15 protein-coding genes are annotated in these 17,056 nt (G+C 69.3%); 11 read left to right on the top strand and 4 right to left on the bottom strand.

What is annotated here, in order from left to right; all coding sequences use genetic code 11:
* Nucleotides 1-83: 83 nt before the first annotated feature.
* Together A5695_RS23165 and A5695_RS23160 are read left to right on the top strand one after the other, a co-directional pair.
* The gene (locus tag A5695_RS23165) at nt 84-656 is read left to right on the top strand and encodes an HhH-GPD-type base excision DNA repair protein (RefSeq protein WP_068087879.1); all 573 of its coding nucleotides are present in this window, start codon (nt 84-86) and stop codon (nt 654-656) included.
* Between the two features lie 28 nt (nt 657-684).
* The gene (locus A5695_RS23160; protein WP_068087877.1) at nt 685-831 is read left to right on the top strand and encodes a DUF1059 domain-containing protein; all 147 of its coding nucleotides are present in this window, start codon (nt 685-687) and stop codon (nt 829-831) included.
* A gap of 72 nt (nt 832-903) precedes the next feature.
* Here the strand turns inward: A5695_RS23160 and A5695_RS23155 are convergent, their stop codons facing one another.
* Both A5695_RS23155 and A5695_RS23150 read right to left on the bottom strand, forming a co-directional pair.
* Nucleotides 904-2,052: a hypothetical protein gene (locus tag A5695_RS23155; RefSeq protein ID WP_197515600.1), complete on the bottom strand. Its 1,149-nt coding sequence runs from the start codon at nt 2,050-2,052 to the stop codon at nt 904-906.
* A 32-nt stretch (nt 2,053-2,084) separates the two neighbouring features.
* The gene (locus tag A5695_RS23150) at nt 2,085-2,747 is read right to left on the bottom strand and encodes a hypothetical protein (RefSeq protein ID WP_068087872.1); all 663 of its coding nucleotides are present in this window, start codon (nt 2,745-2,747) and stop codon (nt 2,085-2,087) included.
* Nucleotides 2,748-2,937: 190 nt separating this feature from the next.
* Between A5695_RS23150 and A5695_RS23145 the strand changes: the two genes are divergently transcribed.
* Nucleotides 2,938-4,212, top strand: a complete 1,275-nt coding sequence (locus tag A5695_RS23145) for a mannosyltransferase (protein ID WP_082946257.1) — start codon at nt 2,938-2,940, stop codon at nt 4,210-4,212.
* A 32-nt stretch (nt 4,213-4,244) separates the two neighbouring features.
* Here the strand turns inward: A5695_RS23145 and A5695_RS23140 are convergent, their stop codons facing one another.
* Nucleotides 4,245-4,529, bottom strand: a complete 285-nt coding sequence (locus A5695_RS23140) for a 4a-hydroxytetrahydrobiopterin dehydratase (RefSeq protein WP_068087866.1) — start codon at nt 4,527-4,529, stop codon at nt 4,245-4,247.
* Nucleotides 4,530-4,553: 24 nt separating this feature from the next.
* On the opposite strand from A5695_RS23140, the gene A5695_RS23135 reads away from it, so the two are divergent.
* The 7 genes from A5695_RS23135 to A5695_RS23105 all read left to right on the top strand — a co-directional run bounded on the left by A5695_RS23135 (nt 4,554) and on the right by A5695_RS23105 (nt 16,037).
* Nucleotides 4,554-4,958 carry a (deoxy)nucleoside triphosphate pyrophosphohydrolase gene (locus A5695_RS23135; protein ID WP_068087862.1) on the top strand — a complete coding sequence of 135 codons (405 nt, stop codon included), beginning with the start codon at nt 4,554-4,556 and terminating at the stop codon, nt 4,956-4,958.
* Between the two features lie 417 nt (nt 4,959-5,375).
* The gene (locus A5695_RS23130) at nt 5,376-9,059 is read left to right on the top strand and encodes a nitrate reductase subunit alpha (protein ID WP_068087859.1); all 3,684 of its coding nucleotides are present in this window, start codon (nt 5,376-5,378) and stop codon (nt 9,057-9,059) included.
* Nucleotides 9,060-10,676, top strand: a complete 1,617-nt coding sequence (gene narH / locus A5695_RS23125) for a nitrate reductase subunit beta (RefSeq protein WP_068087856.1) — start codon at nt 9,060-9,062, stop codon at nt 10,674-10,676.
* A complete protein-coding gene (gene narJ / locus A5695_RS23120; protein ID WP_068087853.1) occupies nt 10,673-11,338 on the top strand; it encodes a nitrate reductase molybdenum cofactor assembly chaperone in 666 nt (221 codons plus the stop codon). Before narH ends, narJ begins: the two co-directional genes overlap by 4 nt.
* A complete protein-coding gene (narI, locus tag A5695_RS23115) occupies nt 11,331-12,056 on the top strand; it encodes a respiratory nitrate reductase subunit gamma (RefSeq protein ID WP_068087851.1) in 726 nt (241 codons plus the stop codon). Before narJ ends, narI begins: the two co-directional genes overlap by 8 nt.
* Before the next feature lie 159 nt (nt 12,057-12,215).
* Nucleotides 12,216-14,105 (top strand): translational GTPase TypA, encoded by a 1,890-nt coding sequence (gene typA / locus A5695_RS23110; protein WP_068087838.1) that lies wholly within the window; start codon nt 12,216-12,218, stop codon nt 14,103-14,105.
* Between the two features lie 45 nt (nt 14,106-14,150).
* Nucleotides 14,151-16,037, top strand: coding sequence for an ABC transporter family substrate-binding protein (locus tag A5695_RS23105; protein WP_197515599.1), 1,887 nt, complete (start codon nt 14,151-14,153; stop codon nt 16,035-16,037).
* 12 nt (nt 16,038-16,049) lie between these two features.
* On the opposite strand, the gene A5695_RS23100 is transcribed toward A5695_RS23105, so the two are convergent.
* On the bottom strand, nt 16,050-16,655 hold the full coding sequence (locus tag A5695_RS23100) for a TetR/AcrR family transcriptional regulator (RefSeq protein WP_068087831.1): 606 nt from the start codon (nt 16,653-16,655) through the stop codon (nt 16,050-16,052).
* Between the two features lie 79 nt (nt 16,656-16,734).
* Between A5695_RS23100 and A5695_RS23095 the strand changes: the two genes are divergently transcribed.
* Nucleotides 16,735-17,056: PIG-L family deacetylase (locus A5695_RS23095; RefSeq protein WP_231974951.1), on the top strand; the 322-nt coding region annotated here is incomplete at its 3' end.

Genomic DNA, 17,056 nt, shown 5'->3' with positions numbered 1-17,056 from the left:
GATAACGCGGTGGTCGGGTGAGTAGTCTCCCAACAACGGCTCATCGGTCTTAGGGTGATTAGCGGAAAGGTTGGTCGTTGACGGTGAAACTTTGGCTCGCGCAAGATCCCGAGGCCGACGCGCTGCTGGACGACGATCCGTTGGCCCTGCTCATCGGGATGGTTCTTGATCAGCAGGTGCCCTTCGAGACCGCCTTTGCTGGGCCGAAGAAGATCGCGGACCGGATGGGCGGCTTCAGCGCCGCCGAGATCGCCGACTACGACCCCGACAAGTTCGCCGCGCTGTGCTCGGAAAAGCCTGCGATACACCGGTTTCCGGGATCGATGGCCAAGCGTATCCAGACCCTGGCCCAGATCATCGTGGACCGTTACGACGGCGACGCTTCCGGGTTGTGGACCGCCGGGGACCCCGACGGCGAGGAGCTGCTGCGGCGCATCAAGGGGCTGCCCGGGTTCGGCGAGGTCAAGGCGCAGATCTTCTTGGCATTGCTGGGCAAGCAGTACGGCGTCACCCCGAAAGGCTGGCGCGAGGCGGCTGGGCAGTTCGGCAAGGCCGGCACCCACATTTCCGTCGCCGACATCGTCGACGCCAAGTCGATGGGCAAGGTCCGGTCCTACAAAAAGCAGTTGAAGGCTGCTGCCAAGGCAGCGAAGTAGTTGGTGACCAGAAGGGAAGGGCGGGAACGTGAAGACGCACCTGACGTGTCCGTGCGGGGAAGCCATCGTCGGCAAGGATGAGGACGAGCTGGTCGAGCTGACCCAGGCTCATCTCGCCAGCGATCATCCGGGTCTCGAGTACGACCGCGATTCGATCCTGTTCCTGGCGTACTAGCCGCTGGCCAGACGCGAGCGCGCGTGCCCCCCGTGGGGAACACGCGCGCTCAGGGCGGGGGACAGCGCCGGTCTAGGGCACCACCGTGGAGCCGATGGTGGGCATGAACTGGCACTGCTTTTCCTTGGTGGTGACCTGCCCGAAAATGGTCGACATGATGCTGCCGGACCCGGTGTCGGCGATCGCGGTCAGCGTCGTCGGCCCGTCGGCGTTGATATCGGTGCGCGGCTTGAGCGCAACCGTCCCCGACTTACCCGTCGTGAGGTTCACCCAGGTGACGTTCAACGGCAGCTTCTGCACCTCGGCGGGCCCAGGAGTGCCGACCGCGGTGAACACGTAGGCGGTCTGCCCGGGACCTGGGCCGGGTGTCGGGATCTTCGCCGGGCCCGCCACCGACAGCGCCGTGGCGATCGCGCTGGTGCCGTCCGCCAGACAATTGGTGCCGATCGAGGGATACATGAAGTCCTGCGTGGGCGGGGCATCGGGACCGAACCCGGGAGCCGCCGCGGGTGCGGAGGCGGGCGCGGGAGCCGATGCGGCGTCCGGCGCCGGAGCGGGGGCCGGTGGGGCCGCGACGGGTGCCGGGGGCGCCGGCACGGGCGCCGCGACGGGTGTCACGGTGCCGGGCGCCGGAGCCGAAGCGGGCGGCGCCGCGACCGACGGGGCCGCGGCCGGCCCGGGTCCCGCCGCATGGGCGGGGTCGATCCCGGCCGGCAAGTGGGCCTGGGGGCCCGGCTGCACGCCCGCCGGTGGGGCGGCGACCGGTCCCGGACCGGCCGCGTGGGCGGGGTCGATGCCGGTGGGCAGGTGCGACTGCGCACCCGGTTCGACGCCCGCCGCGGGGACGTGCGGCACCGGCGCGCCGTCGGGCAGCGCCGCGCCCGGCTCGGCCGGCGTGGCCGGCATCGTCAGGAATTGGTTCACCGACTGGGCCACGTTCCGGGACTCGCCGGGCGCACCCTGGTTGTGGCTGAAGGCCTGCGCCGCCGCCATGAGCAGCTGGGTCGCCTGCCCCGGGTTGGTGGCGGCCTGCTGAATGATCGGGCTCAGCTGCGACAGCGCCGGTAGGCCCGGGAGTTCTTGGGTCGAATTCGGTTGCGGTGTCGCCGGGTCGGCTGCCGCGCTCGGGCAGCACCCGAACGCGGCAGCCGATGCCGTCACGACAGCGGCCAATCCTTTGGACAAATTCCAAGTGGTTGCCACGGTGTGTCCTCCGGTCAGTAGGGGGTTGGCGTTGCTGTCTGGCTAATTACTCAGGGCAGGGCGGCGAGCAGCGGAGCGACCGGGTTGGCCCCGGTGGCCGGTGCGGCCGGTGTCGCCGGAGCGGCCGGCGCGGCCGGGGCCCCAGCGAGCGCCGGCAGGTCCTGCGGCAGGGTCATCTGCGCGGGCATGTTGACCGGCAGGTTGGGCAGGAACGCGGGCATGTCGACCTTCGCCTGCGGAATCTGCGGGGTCGGCGGGGTGGCCGGGGCAGTCGGCGTCGACAGGCCCGGGATGGCCGGCAGTCCGGGAATGGACGACGTGGCCGGGGCGGCGGGCGCCGGCTGCGTCAGGCCGGGGATCAACCCCTGCAGGCCCTGCGCCGTCGACGGGGCGGAAGGCGTCGGTGCCTGGGCCAGCCCGGGGATCGACGGGATCGCCGCGGAATTCGCCGGGGACGGCGTGGCGGCCGACGGAACACCCGGGAAGGTGATGCCGGGGGCGGCCGGCGCGGCCGGCGGGGTCGCGCCGAGAGCGGTGGCGAGGTTCTGCAGGATTTGGGGCGCGTTGGCTGCCGAACTGATCAGCTGCTGCGGAATGTTGGGGATCGGCGGAGCCGGCACGGGGTCGGCGTGGGCGATACCGCCCGTGAGTAGGGCTGCGGACGAACCGACTACGACGGCCGCTGCACGCAAGTAAGTCCAGATGGTTGGCATGACTCTCCCTGGTTGTGGATTACGGGGTCCAGCGCCGAAGTTACGTTGATACTGGTGGGACTCAAGTGACACGTGTGGCATTTATTTGATCGTTATTGATACGAGTGACGGCGGTGACCGAACGCCCACCGACCCGGACTTTGGCCGCGACGGCGTCCGCCCGGCCCGCCTCGATCGCTAAAGTCGGCTCATCGACACCACCTCGGCCGCCCTGGCGGCATCGGATCGCCGGCGGTTCCTGAGTCTGCTTCGGGCGGTCGCACCCGCGCTGCTGCTCGCCGCCAGCGTCGCCGCGCGGCTCGGCTGGACGTACCTGGCGCCGCATGGCGCGAACTTCGTCGACCTGCACGTCTACCTCGGCGGGGCAGCCGCCATCGACCATCCAGGCACGCTGTACAGCTACGTCTACGCCGACCAGACGCCGGACTTCCCGCTGCCGTTCACCTATCCGCCGTTCGCGGCGGTCGTGTTCTACCCGCTGAGTCTGCTGCCGTTCGGCCTGGTCGCCTTCGGGTGGCAGATCGCGACGATAGTCGCGTTGTACGGCGCGATCCGGATCAGCCAGCGTCTGATCGGCGTCGCACCCGCCGACGGCCGCCGCGTGGCCATGGTGTGGACGGCGATCACCATCTGGATCGAACCCCTGCGCAGCACCTTCGACTACGGGCAGGTCAACGTGTTGCTAATGCTCTTGGTGCTGTGGGCGGTGTTGACGACGCGGTGGTGGCTGTCGGGGCTGCTGGTCGGCGTGGCGGCCGGCATCAAGCTGACGCCCGCCATCTCGGGCGTCTACCTGGTCGGGGTGCGGCGATGGGCGGCGGCGGCCTTCTCCGTCGTCGTCTTCCTCGCCACCATCGGCGTGTCGGCCTTGGTGGTCGGCGATCAGACCGGCTACTACTTCACGAAGTTGCTGGGCGACGCGCACCGAGTGGGGCCCATCGCCACCTCCTTCAACCAGTCCTGGCGCGGCGGGATCTCCCGGATCCTGGGCCACGACGCCGGCTTCGGCCCGCTGGTGTTGATCGCCATCGGCGCCACCGCGGTGGTGGCGGTGCTGGCGTGGCGGGCGCTGGAGCCGTCCGACCGGCTGGGCAAGTTAGTGGTGGTCGAGCTGTTCGGGCTGCTGATGTCCCCGATCTCCTGGACCCACCACTGGGTGTGGCTGGTGCCGCTGATGATCTGGGCGATTCACGGGCCGCCCCGAGAGCGGCCCGGCGCACGGATCGTCGGTTGGGGCTGGCTCGTTCTCGCCATCGTCGGCGTGCCGTGGTTGCTGAGCTTCGCGCAGCCGAGCATCTGGCAGATCGGCCGGCCGTGGTACCTGGCCTGGGCCGGCCTGGTCTACATCGTGGCGGCGGTGGCGACGCTGGTCTGGATCGCCGCCACCGGCGAACGTCACGCTGGCGTGACCGCCACCGGCGAACGCCACGCTGGCGTGACGTTCGAGGACGGGGCCGACGATTAACGGGGCCGACGATTAACGGGGGCGCCGATTGGTTAGCTGCCGACGATCCCGTCGATGTCGCGCGCCATGGCGACATCCTTTTCGGTGATGCCACCCTCGGAATGCGTCACCAGGGCGAAAGTCACCGTCCGCCAACGGATATCGATGTCCGGGTGATGGTCCTTGCTCTCCGCGTGCTCGCCCACCCGGCGCACCGCGTCGATGCCGGCGAGAAAACTCGGGAACTTGATCGAGCGGCGCAGCGCACCGTCGACGCGCTCCCATCCATTGAGATCGGGCAGTGCGGCGTCCACCTGCTCATCCGATAACACAGCCATGTTTCGACCGTATACCGTCTGGCCATGCCGACCCAGATCGTCGTCGCGGGCGCGGTCATCCGCAGCGCCACGGTGCTGGTGGCGCAACGCCTCCGACCGCCCGAGTTGGCCGGCCGCTGGGAACTGCCCGGCGGCAAGGTCGCGCCGGGTGAAACGGAGCCGGACGCGCTGGCCCGGGAGCTGGCTGAGGAGTTGGGCCTCGATGTCGGCGACGTCGCGGTGGGCGACCGGCTGGGCGACGACATCGCGCTGCAGGGTATGACCCTGCGGGCGTACCGCGTGCGATTGCTCAGTGGCGAGCCGCATCCGCGCGACCATCGCGCGCTGCGCTGGGTGAGCGCGGACGAGCTACCCGATGTCGATTGGGTGCCTGCCGACCGCGGCTGGGTGCCTGACCTGGTGCGGACGCTGTCCGCGGCCGCCTCATAACGAGCCCACAGCCTTTCCGCAGCCGACGTCCAGCGCCGTAGAAGGTCGGCACGGTGAACTTGGGATATAAACCCAACATGTACTTGTAAGAACTATTGGCCTAGAAGTGTGTGCCGGAAGCGATTCTTCGTCTCAACACAGTGCTGACGGCGTCCGCGCCGGAGACTTCTGGGCTCGCAAAACTCATGTTAACCAGACATTTTCTCGCTGAAGGGCCGCGCCTGGCGCGGGTGCTGGACCGTCGCGCGCGCCCGACGCTGGTGCGCGATCGTTCCCCGGGCCACTGGCTGCCGACCATGCCGTCCCGGGCCCGTGCCGGCCGATGAATCGATGGGCCGAGGCCCAGCACAACGCGTCCCGGGTCGAAACGCCGGCCCGGTCACCACGCGCGGCGCTACGGAGTAGAAGGGGTACCTGTTGACTGTCACACCACACGTTGGTGGAGCGCTCGAGGAGTTGCTGGAGCGCAGCGGTCGGTTCTTCACGCCCGGTGAGTTTTCGGCCGACCTGCGCACCGTGACACGCAAGGGCGGCCGCGAGGCCGACGTGTTCTACCGCGACCGGTGGAGCCACGACAAGGTGGTCCGCTCCACCCACGGGGTCAACTGCACCGGTTCCTGCTCCTGGAAGATCTACGTCAAGGACGGGATCATCACGTGGGAGACCCAGCAGACCGACTATCCCTCGGTGGGCCCGGACCGGCCGGAGTACGAGCCGCGTGGGTGTCCCCGCGGCGCGTCGTTCTCCTGGTACAGCTACTCGCCCACCCGGGTGCGCTACCCCTACGCCCGCGGCGTGCTGGTCGAGATGTACCGGGAGGCCAAGGCGCGGCTCGGCGATCCGGTATTGGCGTGGGCCGACATTCAGGCCGACCCCGAGCGCCGTCGCCGCTATCAGCGCGCCCGCGGCAAAGGGGGACTGGTCCGGGTCACCTGGGCCGAGGCCACCGAGCTGATCGCCGCCGCCCACGTGCACACCATCAAGGCCTACGGGCCCGACCGGGTCGCCGGCTTTTCGCCCATCCCGGCGATGTCGATGGTGTCCTACGCCGCCGGGTCGCGGTTCTTCGAGCTGATCGGCGCCCCCATGACGTCGTTCTACGACTGGTACGCCGACCTGCCGGTCGCGTCGCCGCAGGTGTTCGGTGATCAGACCGACGTGCCCGAGTCCGGGGACTGGTGGGACGCAGCGTATTTGATGATGTGGGGCTCCAACGTGCCGATCACCCGGACACCCGACGCGCACTGGATGGCCGAGGCCCGTTACCGCGGCACCAAGGTGGTGACCGTCAGCCCCGACTACGCCGACAACACCAAGTTCGCCGACGAGTGGATGCCATGCGCCGCCGGCACCGACGGGGCGCTGGCGATGGCGATGGGCCACGTCATCCTCTCGGAATGTTACGTGCACAAAGAGGTTCCGTTCTTCACCGACTTCGCGCGCCGCTACACCGACCTGCCGTTCCTGATCAAGCTGGAATCCCGCGGCGACATGCTGGTGCCGGGCAAGAACCTCACGGCGGCCGACCTGGGCAGAGGCGTGGAGAACGCGGCGCTCAAGCCGGCGGTGCTGGACGAGGCCACCGATTCGGTGGTCGTGCCGCATGGCTCACTGGGATTCCGCTACGGCGAGGACGGCGTCGGCAAGTGGAACCTCGATCTCGGCGGCCTGATGCCGGCGCTCAGCGTGCGAAGCGCGCACGGCGACAGCACGCTGGTACACCTCGCCAGCTTCGACACGCTGAACGGCGAAGGCGCCACGATCGCACGCGGTGTCCCGGTGCGTCGTGTCGGAAACCACCTGGTGTGCACCGTTTTCGACCTGATGCTCGCCCAGTACGGGGTGGCGCGACCGGGATTGCCCGGCGACTGGCCCACCGGCTACGACGACCCGACTCAGCAGAACACCCCCGCATGGCAGGAGGCGATCACCGGGGTTTCGGCCGCGCAGGCCATCCGCGTCGCCAAGGAATTCGCCCGCAGCGCAGAGGAATCCGGCGGCCGGTCGATGATCATCATGGGCAGCGGGATCTGTCAGTGGTTTCACGGTGACGCCATCTACCGCGCGGTGCTCGCGCTGCTGATGCTCACCGGCTCGATGGGACGCAACGGCGGGGGCTGGGCCCATTACGTCGGCCAGGAAAAGGTGCGTCCGCTCACCGGTTTTCAGACCATGGCGATGGCCACCGACTGGGTGCGGCCGCCGCGGCAGGTGCCGGGCGCCTCGTACTGGTACGCGCACACCGACCAGTGGCGCTACGACGGCTACGGCGCCGACAAGTTGGCCAGCCCGCTGGGCCGCGGCCGGTTCGCGGGCAAACACACGATGGACCTGCTCGCCTCGGCGACGGCGATGGGCTGGAGCCCGTTCTATCCGCAGTTCGACCGCTCCAGCCTGGACGTCGCCGACGAGGCCCGCGCCGCCGGTCGCGACGTCGCCGACTACGTCGCCGAGCAGCTGCGCGACCGCAAACTCAAGCTGTCCGTCACCGATCCCGACAACCCGGTCAACTGGCCGCGAGTGCTTACGGTGTGGCGGGCCAACCTGATTGGATCGTCGGGCAAGGGCGGCGAATACTTCCTGCGCCACCTGCTGGGCACCGATTCCAACGTGCAGGCCGAGCCGCCCGCCGACGGCATACCGCCCGCCGACGTGGTGTGCGAGGGGGACATCCCCGAGGGCAAGCTCGACCTGATGATGTCGATCGACTTCCGGATGACCTCGACGACGCTGGTCTCGGACATCGTGCTGCCGGCGGCGACCTGGTACGAGAAGGCCGACATCTCCAGCACGGACATGCACCCGTATGTGCACGCCTTCAGCGCCGCGACGGATCCGCCATGGGAAACCCGTTCGGACTTCGACGCTTTCGGCGCAATCGCGCGCGCCTTCAGCGCGCTGGCCAAGCGGCACCTGGGCACCCGCAGCGACGTGGTGCTGACCGCGCTGCAGCACGACACCCCCGACGCGATGGCCTATCCCGACGGGACCGAGGAGGACTGGCTGCACACCGGCGCGACGCCGGTGCCCGGACGCAGCATGGCCCGGCTCACCGTGGTGGAACGCGATTACGGCGCCGTCTACGACAAGTGGCAGACCCTCGGACCGCTCGTCGACACCTTCGGGGTGACCACCAAGGGCGTCACGGTGCATCCGTTCCGCGAGGTGGAGGAACTGTCCGCCAAGTTCGGCGTGATGAATTCCGGTGCAGGAGCGGGCCGTCCGGCCATCACGACCGCGGCGCGCATGGCCGACGTGCTGCTGCTGCTGTCCGGCACGACCAACGGGCGGCTCGCCGTCGAGGGCTTCCGCGAGCTGGAAAAGCGGACGGGCCAGCGGCTGGCGCACCTGGCCGAGGGCAGCGAGGAACGCCGCATCAGCTACGCCGACACCCAGGCACGGCCGGTGCCGGTGATCACCAGCCCGGAATGGTCGGGCAGCGAAACCGGTGGACGCCGCTACGCGCCGTTCACCATCAACATCGAGAACCTCAAGCCGTTCCACACCCTGACCGGGCGGATGCATTTCTACCTGGCCCACGACTGGGTCGAGGAACTCGGCGAGCACCTGCCGGTGTTCCGTCCGCCGCTGGACATGACGCGGCTGTTCGGGCAGCCCGAGCTCGGCCCCACCCCGGACGGGATCGGGCTCACGGTGCGGTATTTGACGCCGCACTCCAAGTGGTCCTTCCACTCCACGTATCAGGACAACCTGTACATGCTCTCGCTGTCCCGGGGCGGGCCGACGATGTGGATGAGCCCCGGCGACGCAGCCAAACTCGAAGTCCGCGACAACGATTGGGTCGAGGCGGTCAACGCCAACGGCATCTACGTGTGCCGGGCCATCGTCAGCCACCGGATGCCCGACGGCGTGGTGTTCGTCTACCACGTGCAGGAGCGCACGGTCGACACACCCCGCACCGAAACCAACAACAAGCGCGGCGGCAACCACAACGCGCTGACCCGCGTCCGCATCAAGCCGAGCCACCTCGCCGGGGGCTACGGCCAGCACGCGTTCGCCTTCAACTACCTGGGACCGACCGGCAATCAGCGTGACGAGGTCACCGTGGTGCGCCGCCGCAGCCAGGAGGTGACGTACTAGATGCAAGTCATGGCGCAGCTGGCGATGGTGATGAACCTCGACAAGTGCATCGGGTGCCACACCTGCTCGGTCACCTGCAAGCAGGCCTGGACCAACCGTTCGGGCACCGAGTACGTGTGGTTCAACAACGTCGAAACCCGTCCGGGACAGGGCTATCCACGCGCTTATGAGGATCAGGAGCGGTGGCGTGGCGGCTGGAAACGCGACAAGAAGGGCCGGCTGCGGTTGCGCGACGGCGGCCGCATCCACAAGTTGTTGCGCATCTTCGCCAACCCCAGGCTGCCGATCATCGACGACTACTACGAGCCCTGGACCTACGACTACGAGAACCTGACCACCGCGCCCGCCGGCGACACATTCCCCACGGCTGCACCCAAGAGTCAGATCAGCGGCGAACCGATGAAGATCTCCTGGGGGCCGAACTGGGACGACAATCTGGGCGGCTCGCCGGAGATCCTGGCCGGTGACCCGATCCTGAAGAAGGTCAGCGAGGAGGTCAAGCTGAAGCTCGAAGAGACCTTCATGTTCTACCTGCCCCGGATCTGCGAACACTGCCTCAACCCCTCCTGCGTGGCGTCGTGCCCGTCGGGCGCGATGTACAAGCGCAGCGAGGACGGCATCGTGCTGGTCGACCAGGACCGCTGCCGGGGCTGGCGGATGTGCGTCTCGGGATGCCCTTACAAGAAGGTCTATTTCAACCACAAGACCGGCAAGGCCGAGAAGTGCACGCTGTGCTATCCGCGGATGGAGGTCGGGCTGCCGACCATCTGTTCGGAGACCTGCGTGGGGCGGCTGCGGTATCTGGGCCTGGTGCTTTACGACGTCGACCGGGTGCTGGAGGCGGCGTCGGTGGAAGACGAAAAAGACCTCTACGAGGCGCAGCGCCGAATCCTGTTGGACCCGAACGACCCCGGGGTGATCACCGCCGCGCGTGCGGCGGGCATGTCCGACGAGTGGATCGAGGCCGCCCAGCGCTCACCGGTCTACGCGCTGATCAACGACTATCGGGTGGCGCTGCCGCTGCACCCGGAATACCGCACCATGCCGATGGTTTGGTACATCCCGCCGCTGTCGCCGGTGGTCGACGCCGTCAGCCGCGACGGCCACGACGGGGAAGACCTGGGCAACCTGTTCGGCGCGCTGGACGCGCTGCGCATCCCGATGCAATACCTGGCCGAGTTGTTCACCGCCGGGGACACCGCCGTGGTGGAGGGCGTGCTGCGGCGGCTGGCGGCGATGCGCTCCTACATGCGCGACATCAACCTCGGCCGCGAAACCCAACCGCACATCCCGCAGTCCGTCGGGATGACCGAAGAGCAGATCTACGAGATGTATCGGCTGCTGGCCATCGCGAAATACGAAGACCGGTATGTCATTCCGACGGCGTTCAGCCCTCAGGCGCGCGACCTCGAGCAGCTGGGCTGCTCGCTGGACACCGACGGAGGCCCGGGCATGTACGAATCGGGCGAGCCGGTGCCCGTCGGCGTGGAAACGTTCCACGCGCTCAAGCACCCCGATGGGGAGCCGACCGCCAACGGCCGGCGGCGAGTGAACCTGCTGAACTGGGACGCGCGCCAGGTGCCCGCCGGCATGTTTCCCGAAGGGCAGCAGGGGTGAGGTTGCTGGCCGGGCGCCGGGGACGCGGCGACACCCTGCAGGACCGGCTGGTCTGGCAGGCGGCGTCGCTGCTGTTGGCCTACCCGGACGACGAGCTGCCGGGACGGTTGGACACCGTCGACGAGCTGCTCAGCCACCTCAGCGGACCCGCGGCGGCGCTGCTCGCGCAGACGCTCGCCGCGCTGCGGGCCTGCGACCCGATGGCCGCCGCGATGGATTACGTCGCGACCTTCGACATGCGGCGCCACTGCACGATGTACCTGACGTACTGGACCGCCGGGGACACCCGCAACCGCGGCCGCGAGATGGTCGAGTTCGCCGCCGCCTACCGGCAAGCGGGCGTGCAGCCACCGCGCGCCGAGGCGCCCGACCACCTGCCCGTCGTCCTCGAATTCGCCGCCACCGTCGACCCCGCGGCCGGCCGGCGGCTGCTGACCGAGCACCGCGTCCCGATCGACGTGTTGCGGGGCGCCCTCGCCGACGCGAAGTCGCCCTACGAGCCGACGGTCGCGGCGGTGTGCGCGACGCTGCCCGCCGCGACCGACTCCGACGTGCGCCGTGCGCAGCGCCTGGCCAAAGCCGGGCCGCCCGCGGAAGCCGTTGGGCTGCAACCCTTTAACTTGACCGTGCCGCCCCGACGCGAAGGAGCGCCAGGTGTTTAGCAACGTATTGTTCTGGGACATCGCGCCGTACGTCACCCTGGCGGTGTTGATCGTCGGCACCTGGTGGCGCTACCGCTACGACAAGTTCGGCTGGACCTCCCGTTCCTCGCAGATCTACGAGTCGCGGCTGCTGCGGGTGGCCAGCCCGATGTTCCACTTCGGCATCCTGGCGGTCTTCGCCGGCCACGTGATGGGGCTCTTCATCCCGCCGCGGGTGACGCACATGTTGAAGCTGAGCGACCACGCCTATCACCTGCAGGCCGTGATCGCCGGGTCATTGGCGGGCTTTGCGACCCTGGCCGGCATCGGCCTGCTGATCTACCGGCGGTTCACCCGGCCCGCGGTGTCCATGGCCACCACCCGCAGCGACAAGGTGATGTACGTGGTGCTGGTGCTGGCCATCGTCGTGGGCCTGTACTGCGACCTGATCGGCACCGGTCCGCACGGCGGCGAGTTCCACTACCGCTACACGGTCGGCCTGTGGTTCCGCCGGATCTGGCTGCTGCAGCCGCACGGCGAGGTGATGATCAACGCCCCGCTCGACTACCAGTTGCACGCCCTGATCGGCATGGTCCTGTTCACGCTCTTGCCCTTCACCCGGCTGGTGCACATCTTCAGCGCGCCGGTCGCCTACCTGTTCCGGCCCTACATCGTCTACCGCAGCCGCGAACCGCAGGGTGAACTGGTCGGCACGGCCCCGCGCCGCAGGGGCTGGTAGGTGCTTGACCACGCAATATCGCGCGTGCGTCCTGGGCTTTCGGCGTTCGGCCAGGGCGACGACACGCCGTGGCGGGCCGCCCTGGACGCACACCGGACGACCGGCGGGGCGCACCTGCCAGTTCGCCTTTGACCACCCCGCGCTGCCACAATCACCGACGTGCCATTCCGTAACGTCGCCATCGTCGCCCACGTCGACCACGGCAAGACCACCCTGGTAGACGCGATGCTGCGGCAGTCGGGCGCCCTGACTCATCGCGGCGACGACACCCAGGAACGCATCATGGACAGCGGTGACCTGGAAAAGGAAAAGGGCATCACCATCCTGGCCAAGAACACCGCCGTGCACCGCCGCAACCCGGACGGAACCGTCACGGTCATCAACGTGATCGACACCCCCGGGCACGCCGACTTCGGCGGTGAGGTGGAGCGGGGCCTGTCGATGGTGGACGGCGTCCTGCTGCTGGTCGACGCGTCCGAGGGGCCGCTGCCGCAGACGCGGTTCGTGCTGCGCAAGGCGCTGGCGGCCCACCTCCCGGTGATCCTGGTCGTCAACAAGACCGACCGGCCCGACGCCCGCATCGCCGAGGTCGTCGACGCCAGCCACGACCTGCTGCTCGACGTCGCCTCCGACCTCGACGACGAAGCCGCCAAGGCCGCCGAGCACGCGCTGGGTCTGCCGACGCTGTACGCCTCCGGCCGCGCGGGCATCGCCAGCACGACCCAGCCGGCCGACGGCGAGGTGCCCGCCGGCGACAACCTGGACCCGCTGTTCGACGTCCTGATGGAGCACATCCCGGCCCCGTCGGGGGATCCCGAGGCTCCGTTGCAGGCGCTGGTGACCAACCTCGACGCGTCCGCCTTCCTCGGCCGGCTGGCCCTGATCCGCATCTACAACGGCAAGCTGCGCAAGGGCCAGCAGGTCGCCTGGATGCGTGAGGTGGACGGGGTGCCGGTCATCACCAGCGCCAAAATCACCGAGCTGCTCGCCACCGAGGGCGTCGAGCGCAGCCCCACCGACGAGGCGATCGCCGGTGACATCGTCGCGGTCGCCGGGCTGCCCGAGATCATGATCGGGGACACGCTGGCCGACCCCGATCACGCCCACGCGCTACCGCGGATCACCGTGGACGAACCGGCGATCTCGGTGACCATCGGCACCAACACCTCGCCGCTGGCGGGCAAGGTGTCGGGTCACAAGCTGACCGCGCGCATGGTCCGCAATCGCCTCGACCAGGAGCTGGTGGGCAACGTGTCGATCCGGGTGGTGGACATCGGCCGGCCGGACGCCTGGGAGGTGCAGGGTCGCGGCGAGCTCGCCCTGGCCGTGCTCGTCGAACAGATGCGACGGGAAGGCTTCGAGCTGACCGTCGGCAAGCCGCAGGTGGTCACCAAGACGATCGACGGCACGCTGCACGAGCCCTTCGAGGCGATGACGATCGACTGCCCGGAGGAATTCGTCGGCGCCATCACCCAATTGATGGCCGCCCGCAAGGGCCGCATGGAGGAGATGGCCAACCACGCCGCCGGCTGGGTCCGGATGGACTTCATCGTGCCCAGCCGCGGCCTGATCGGCTTCCGCACCGACTTCCTCACCATCACCCGCGGCACCGGCATCGCGAACGCCGTCTTCGACGGCTACCGGCCGTGGGCGGGGGAGATCCGGGCCCGCCACACCGGCTCGCTGGTGTCCGATCGGTCCGGCGTCATCACGCCGTTCGCGATGATCCAGCTCGCCGACCGCGGCCAGTTCTTCGTCGAGCCCGGCCAGGACACCTACGAGGGCATGGTCGTCGGAATCAACCCGCGCGCAGAGGATCTCGACATCAACGTCACGAGAGAAAAGAAGCTCACCAACATGCGCTCGTCGACCGCGGACGTGATCGAGACCCTGGCCAAGCCGCTCGAGCTCGACCTGGAACAGGCCATGGAGTTCTGCGCCCAGGACGAATGCGTCGAGGTGACCCCCGAGATCGTCAGGGTCCGCAAGGTCGAGCTGGACGCCACGACCCGGGCCCGCAGCCGGGCGCGGGCCAAGGCCCGGGGTTAATCGCGCGTGCTCGGGCGGGCTGCTGGGCAGCTGCTCGTTACCCTGATCGGCATGCCGAGACGAGTCCGCCGTTTCTTCGTGACGGTCGGCGTGCTCCTCTCGCTGAGCGGGCTGGCGCTGGCGGCGTGCACGGTCAACCCCCCGCCTGCGCCGCAGAGCACCGACACGCCGCACAACTCGCCCCCGCCCCCGCCGCGGCCCACCCAGATCATCATGGGCATCGACTCGATCGGCGCCGGCTTCAACCCGCACCTGCTGTCCGACCTGTCACCGGTGAACGCGGCGATCAGCGCGTTGGTGCTGCCGAGCGCGTTTCGTCCGGTGCCGGACCCCGCGTCGCCCACGGGGTCGCGCTGGGAGATGGACCCGACCCTGCTGGAGTCCGCCGACGTCACCAACCAGAACCCGTTCACGGTGACCTACAAGATCCGGCCGGAGGCGCAGTGGACCGACAACGCCCCGATCGCCGCCGACGACTTCTGGTACCTGTGGCGCCAGATGGTCAGCCAGCCCGGCGTCGTCGACCCCGCCGGCTACGACCTGATCACCGGCGTGCAGTCGCTGGAGGGCGGCAAGCAGGCGGTGGTCACCTTCGCCCAGCCGTATCCGTCGTGGAAAGAGCTGTTCAGCAACATCCTTCCGGCGCACATCGTCAAGGACGTGCCGGGCGGTTTCGCGGCGGGGCTGGCCCGGACGCTCCCCGTGACGGGCGGCCAGTTCCGGGTGGAGAGCATCGATCCCCAGCGCGACGAGATCCTGGTGGCCCGCAACGACCGCTATTGGGGCTCACCGGCCAAGCCCGCCGTCATCTTGTTCCGGCGCGCCGGGGCGCCGGCCGCGCTGGCCGATTCGGTACGCAACGGCGACACCCAGGTGGCCCAGGTGCACGGCGGATCGGCGGCTTTCGCGCAGCTGTCCGCCATCCCGGATGTGCGCACCGCCCGGATCGTGACGCCCCGGGTCATGCAGCTGACGTTGCGCGCCAACGAGCCCAAGCTGTCCGACGCCCAGGTGCGCAAGGCGATCCTCGGGCTGCTCGACGTCGACCTGCTCGCGGCGGTGGGCGCGGGCAGCGACAACACCGTCACGCTGGACCAGGCCCAGATCCGCGCGCCCAGCGATCCCGGCTACGAGCCGACCGCGCCGCCCGCGATGACCACCCCGGCGGCACTGGCGCTGCTGGAGGGGGCCGGCTACAAGGTCGAGGGCAACGCGACGGCTTCGCCGGCCCCGACGCCGGTGAACACCGCGCCGCCCGAGGTCGTCCGCGGCCGGATCAGCAAGGACGGCCAACAGTTGTCGCTGGTCCTGGGCGTGGCGGCCAACGACCCGACTTCCGTCGCGGTGGCCAACACCGCCGCCGACCAGTTGCGCAACGTGGGCATCGCCGCCAGCGTGCTGGCGCTGGATCCGGTGACGCTGTATCGCGACGCGCTGAACAACAACCAGGTGGACGCGATCGTCGGCTGGCACCAGGCGGGCGGAAACCTGGCGACGCGGCTGGCGTCGCGGTACGGCTGCCCGGCGCTGCAGGCGACGCAGGTGCCGACCTCGACGGGGCCGACCACCAATCCGCCGTCGTCGAGCGCGCCGCCGACCGGGTCGAGCACCTCCGCCACCAGGCCGACGTCGTCCCCGCCCAATCGGCCGCCTGATCCCAACGCCCTGGTGCAGGCGCCGTCGAACCTCACCGGCATCTGCGACCGCAGTATCCAGTCGAACATCGACGCCGCGCTCAACGGCACCAAGAACATCAACGACGTGATCACCGCGGTCGAACCGCGGCTGTGGAACATGTCCACGGTGTTGCCGATCCTGCAGGACACCACGATCGTCGCGGCCGGCCCCAGCGTGCAGAACGTCAGCCTGACGGGCGTGGTGCCGGTCGGCATCGTCGGCGACGCCGGCCAATGGATCAAGACGGGGCCCTGACGGGCCTCCCGTTCAGTCCCGGCTGCTCCGGGGCGGGATCACGGTGTCGACGATCAGCGCCAGCTCCCGGCGGTTGGGCGGCGATCCGGTCAGCAAGAAGTGCTGATTGATCAGAGCCGGGCCGATGCGCGCGGTGAGCGGGGTGATCATCTCCGGATCCAGGTCGCCCTCCTCCACGGCGGCCCGCAGGATGGCTTCGACGATCTTCAGGCGGGGAGCCACCACCGCGTCCGCGAAGATGGCCCGCATCTCCGGTTCGTGCAGGAGCTGGTTGATGGTGGCCATCCCGGGGAACGCGGTCTTGCCGGCGCAGACGTCGCGGTGCGCGGTGAAGACCGTCAGCAGGTTGTCCCGGGCGGACCGGCGGGCGCGCGCCTCGGGCAACGGCGGCAAGGTATGGACCAGGGCGGCGTGCACCAGCTCGCACTTGGTGGCCCAGCGCCGGTACAGGGCGGCCTTTCCGGTGTGGGCGCGCGCCGCGATGCCCTCCATCGTCAGCCCGCCGTACCCGACTTCGGCCAGCTCGTCCAGGGTCGCCTCGTACAGCGCCCGTTCGAGGACCTCGCCCCGTCGGCGGCTCCGGCCGCCGGAGGGGGCGGTCTTGGTGAGCTGCGGCATTCCTTGATAGTAGCCGCATGCGTTCCTATCGGCCGCGACGGGACCGCAACGGCCGTCGGCGGCGGGTAGGGTGCCGTCCATGCCTGAGACTCCACGGCTACTGTTCGTCCACGCGCATCCCGACGACGAGAGCCTCAGCAACGGCGCCACTATCGCTCACTACACCGCCCGGGGGGCGGACGTGCGCGTCGTCACCTGCACACTCGGCGAGGAGGGCGAGGTCATCGGCGAGCGCTGGGCCGAGCTGGCCGTCGATCGCGCGGATCAGTTGGGAGGCTACCGGATCGGCGAGCTCACCGCCGCGCTGCGCGAGCTCGGCGTCGGCGAACCGCTGGCGCCGCCGTCCTGGCGTGCCCGGCATGCCCGAATCGCGCCATCGCCCGGCGCCGCCCAGGTAGTGG

Origin of the sequence: Mycobacterium sp. E1747 (assembly GCF_001667775.1) — a bacterium.
Lineage (GTDB): Bacteria > Actinomycetota > Actinomycetes > Mycobacteriales > Mycobacteriaceae > Mycobacterium.
The sequence above is the reverse complement of the archived record's forward strand: the minus strand, read 5'-3'. Positions and strand labels throughout refer to the sequence as shown.

Coding starts and splice junctions, on each gene's coding strand:
- A5695_RS23150 (WP_068087872.1), bottom strand. CDS start 2,747: ATGCCAACCATCTGGACTTACTTGCGTGCAGCGGCCGTCGTAGTCGGT.
- A5695_RS23140 (WP_068087866.1), bottom strand. CDS start 4,529: ATGGCTGTGTTATCGGATGAGCAGGTGGACGCCGCACTGCCCGATCTC.
- A5695_RS23135 (WP_068087862.1), top strand. CDS start 4,554: ATGCCGACCCAGATCGTCGTCGCGGGCGCGGTCATCCGCAGCGCCACG.
- narH (WP_068087856.1), top strand. CDS start 9,060: ATGCAAGTCATGGCGCAGCTGGCGATGGTGATGAACCTCGACAAGTGC.
- A5695_RS23100 (WP_068087831.1), bottom strand. CDS start 16,655: ATGCCGCAGCTCACCAAGACCGCCCCCTCCGGCGGCCGGAGCCGCCGA.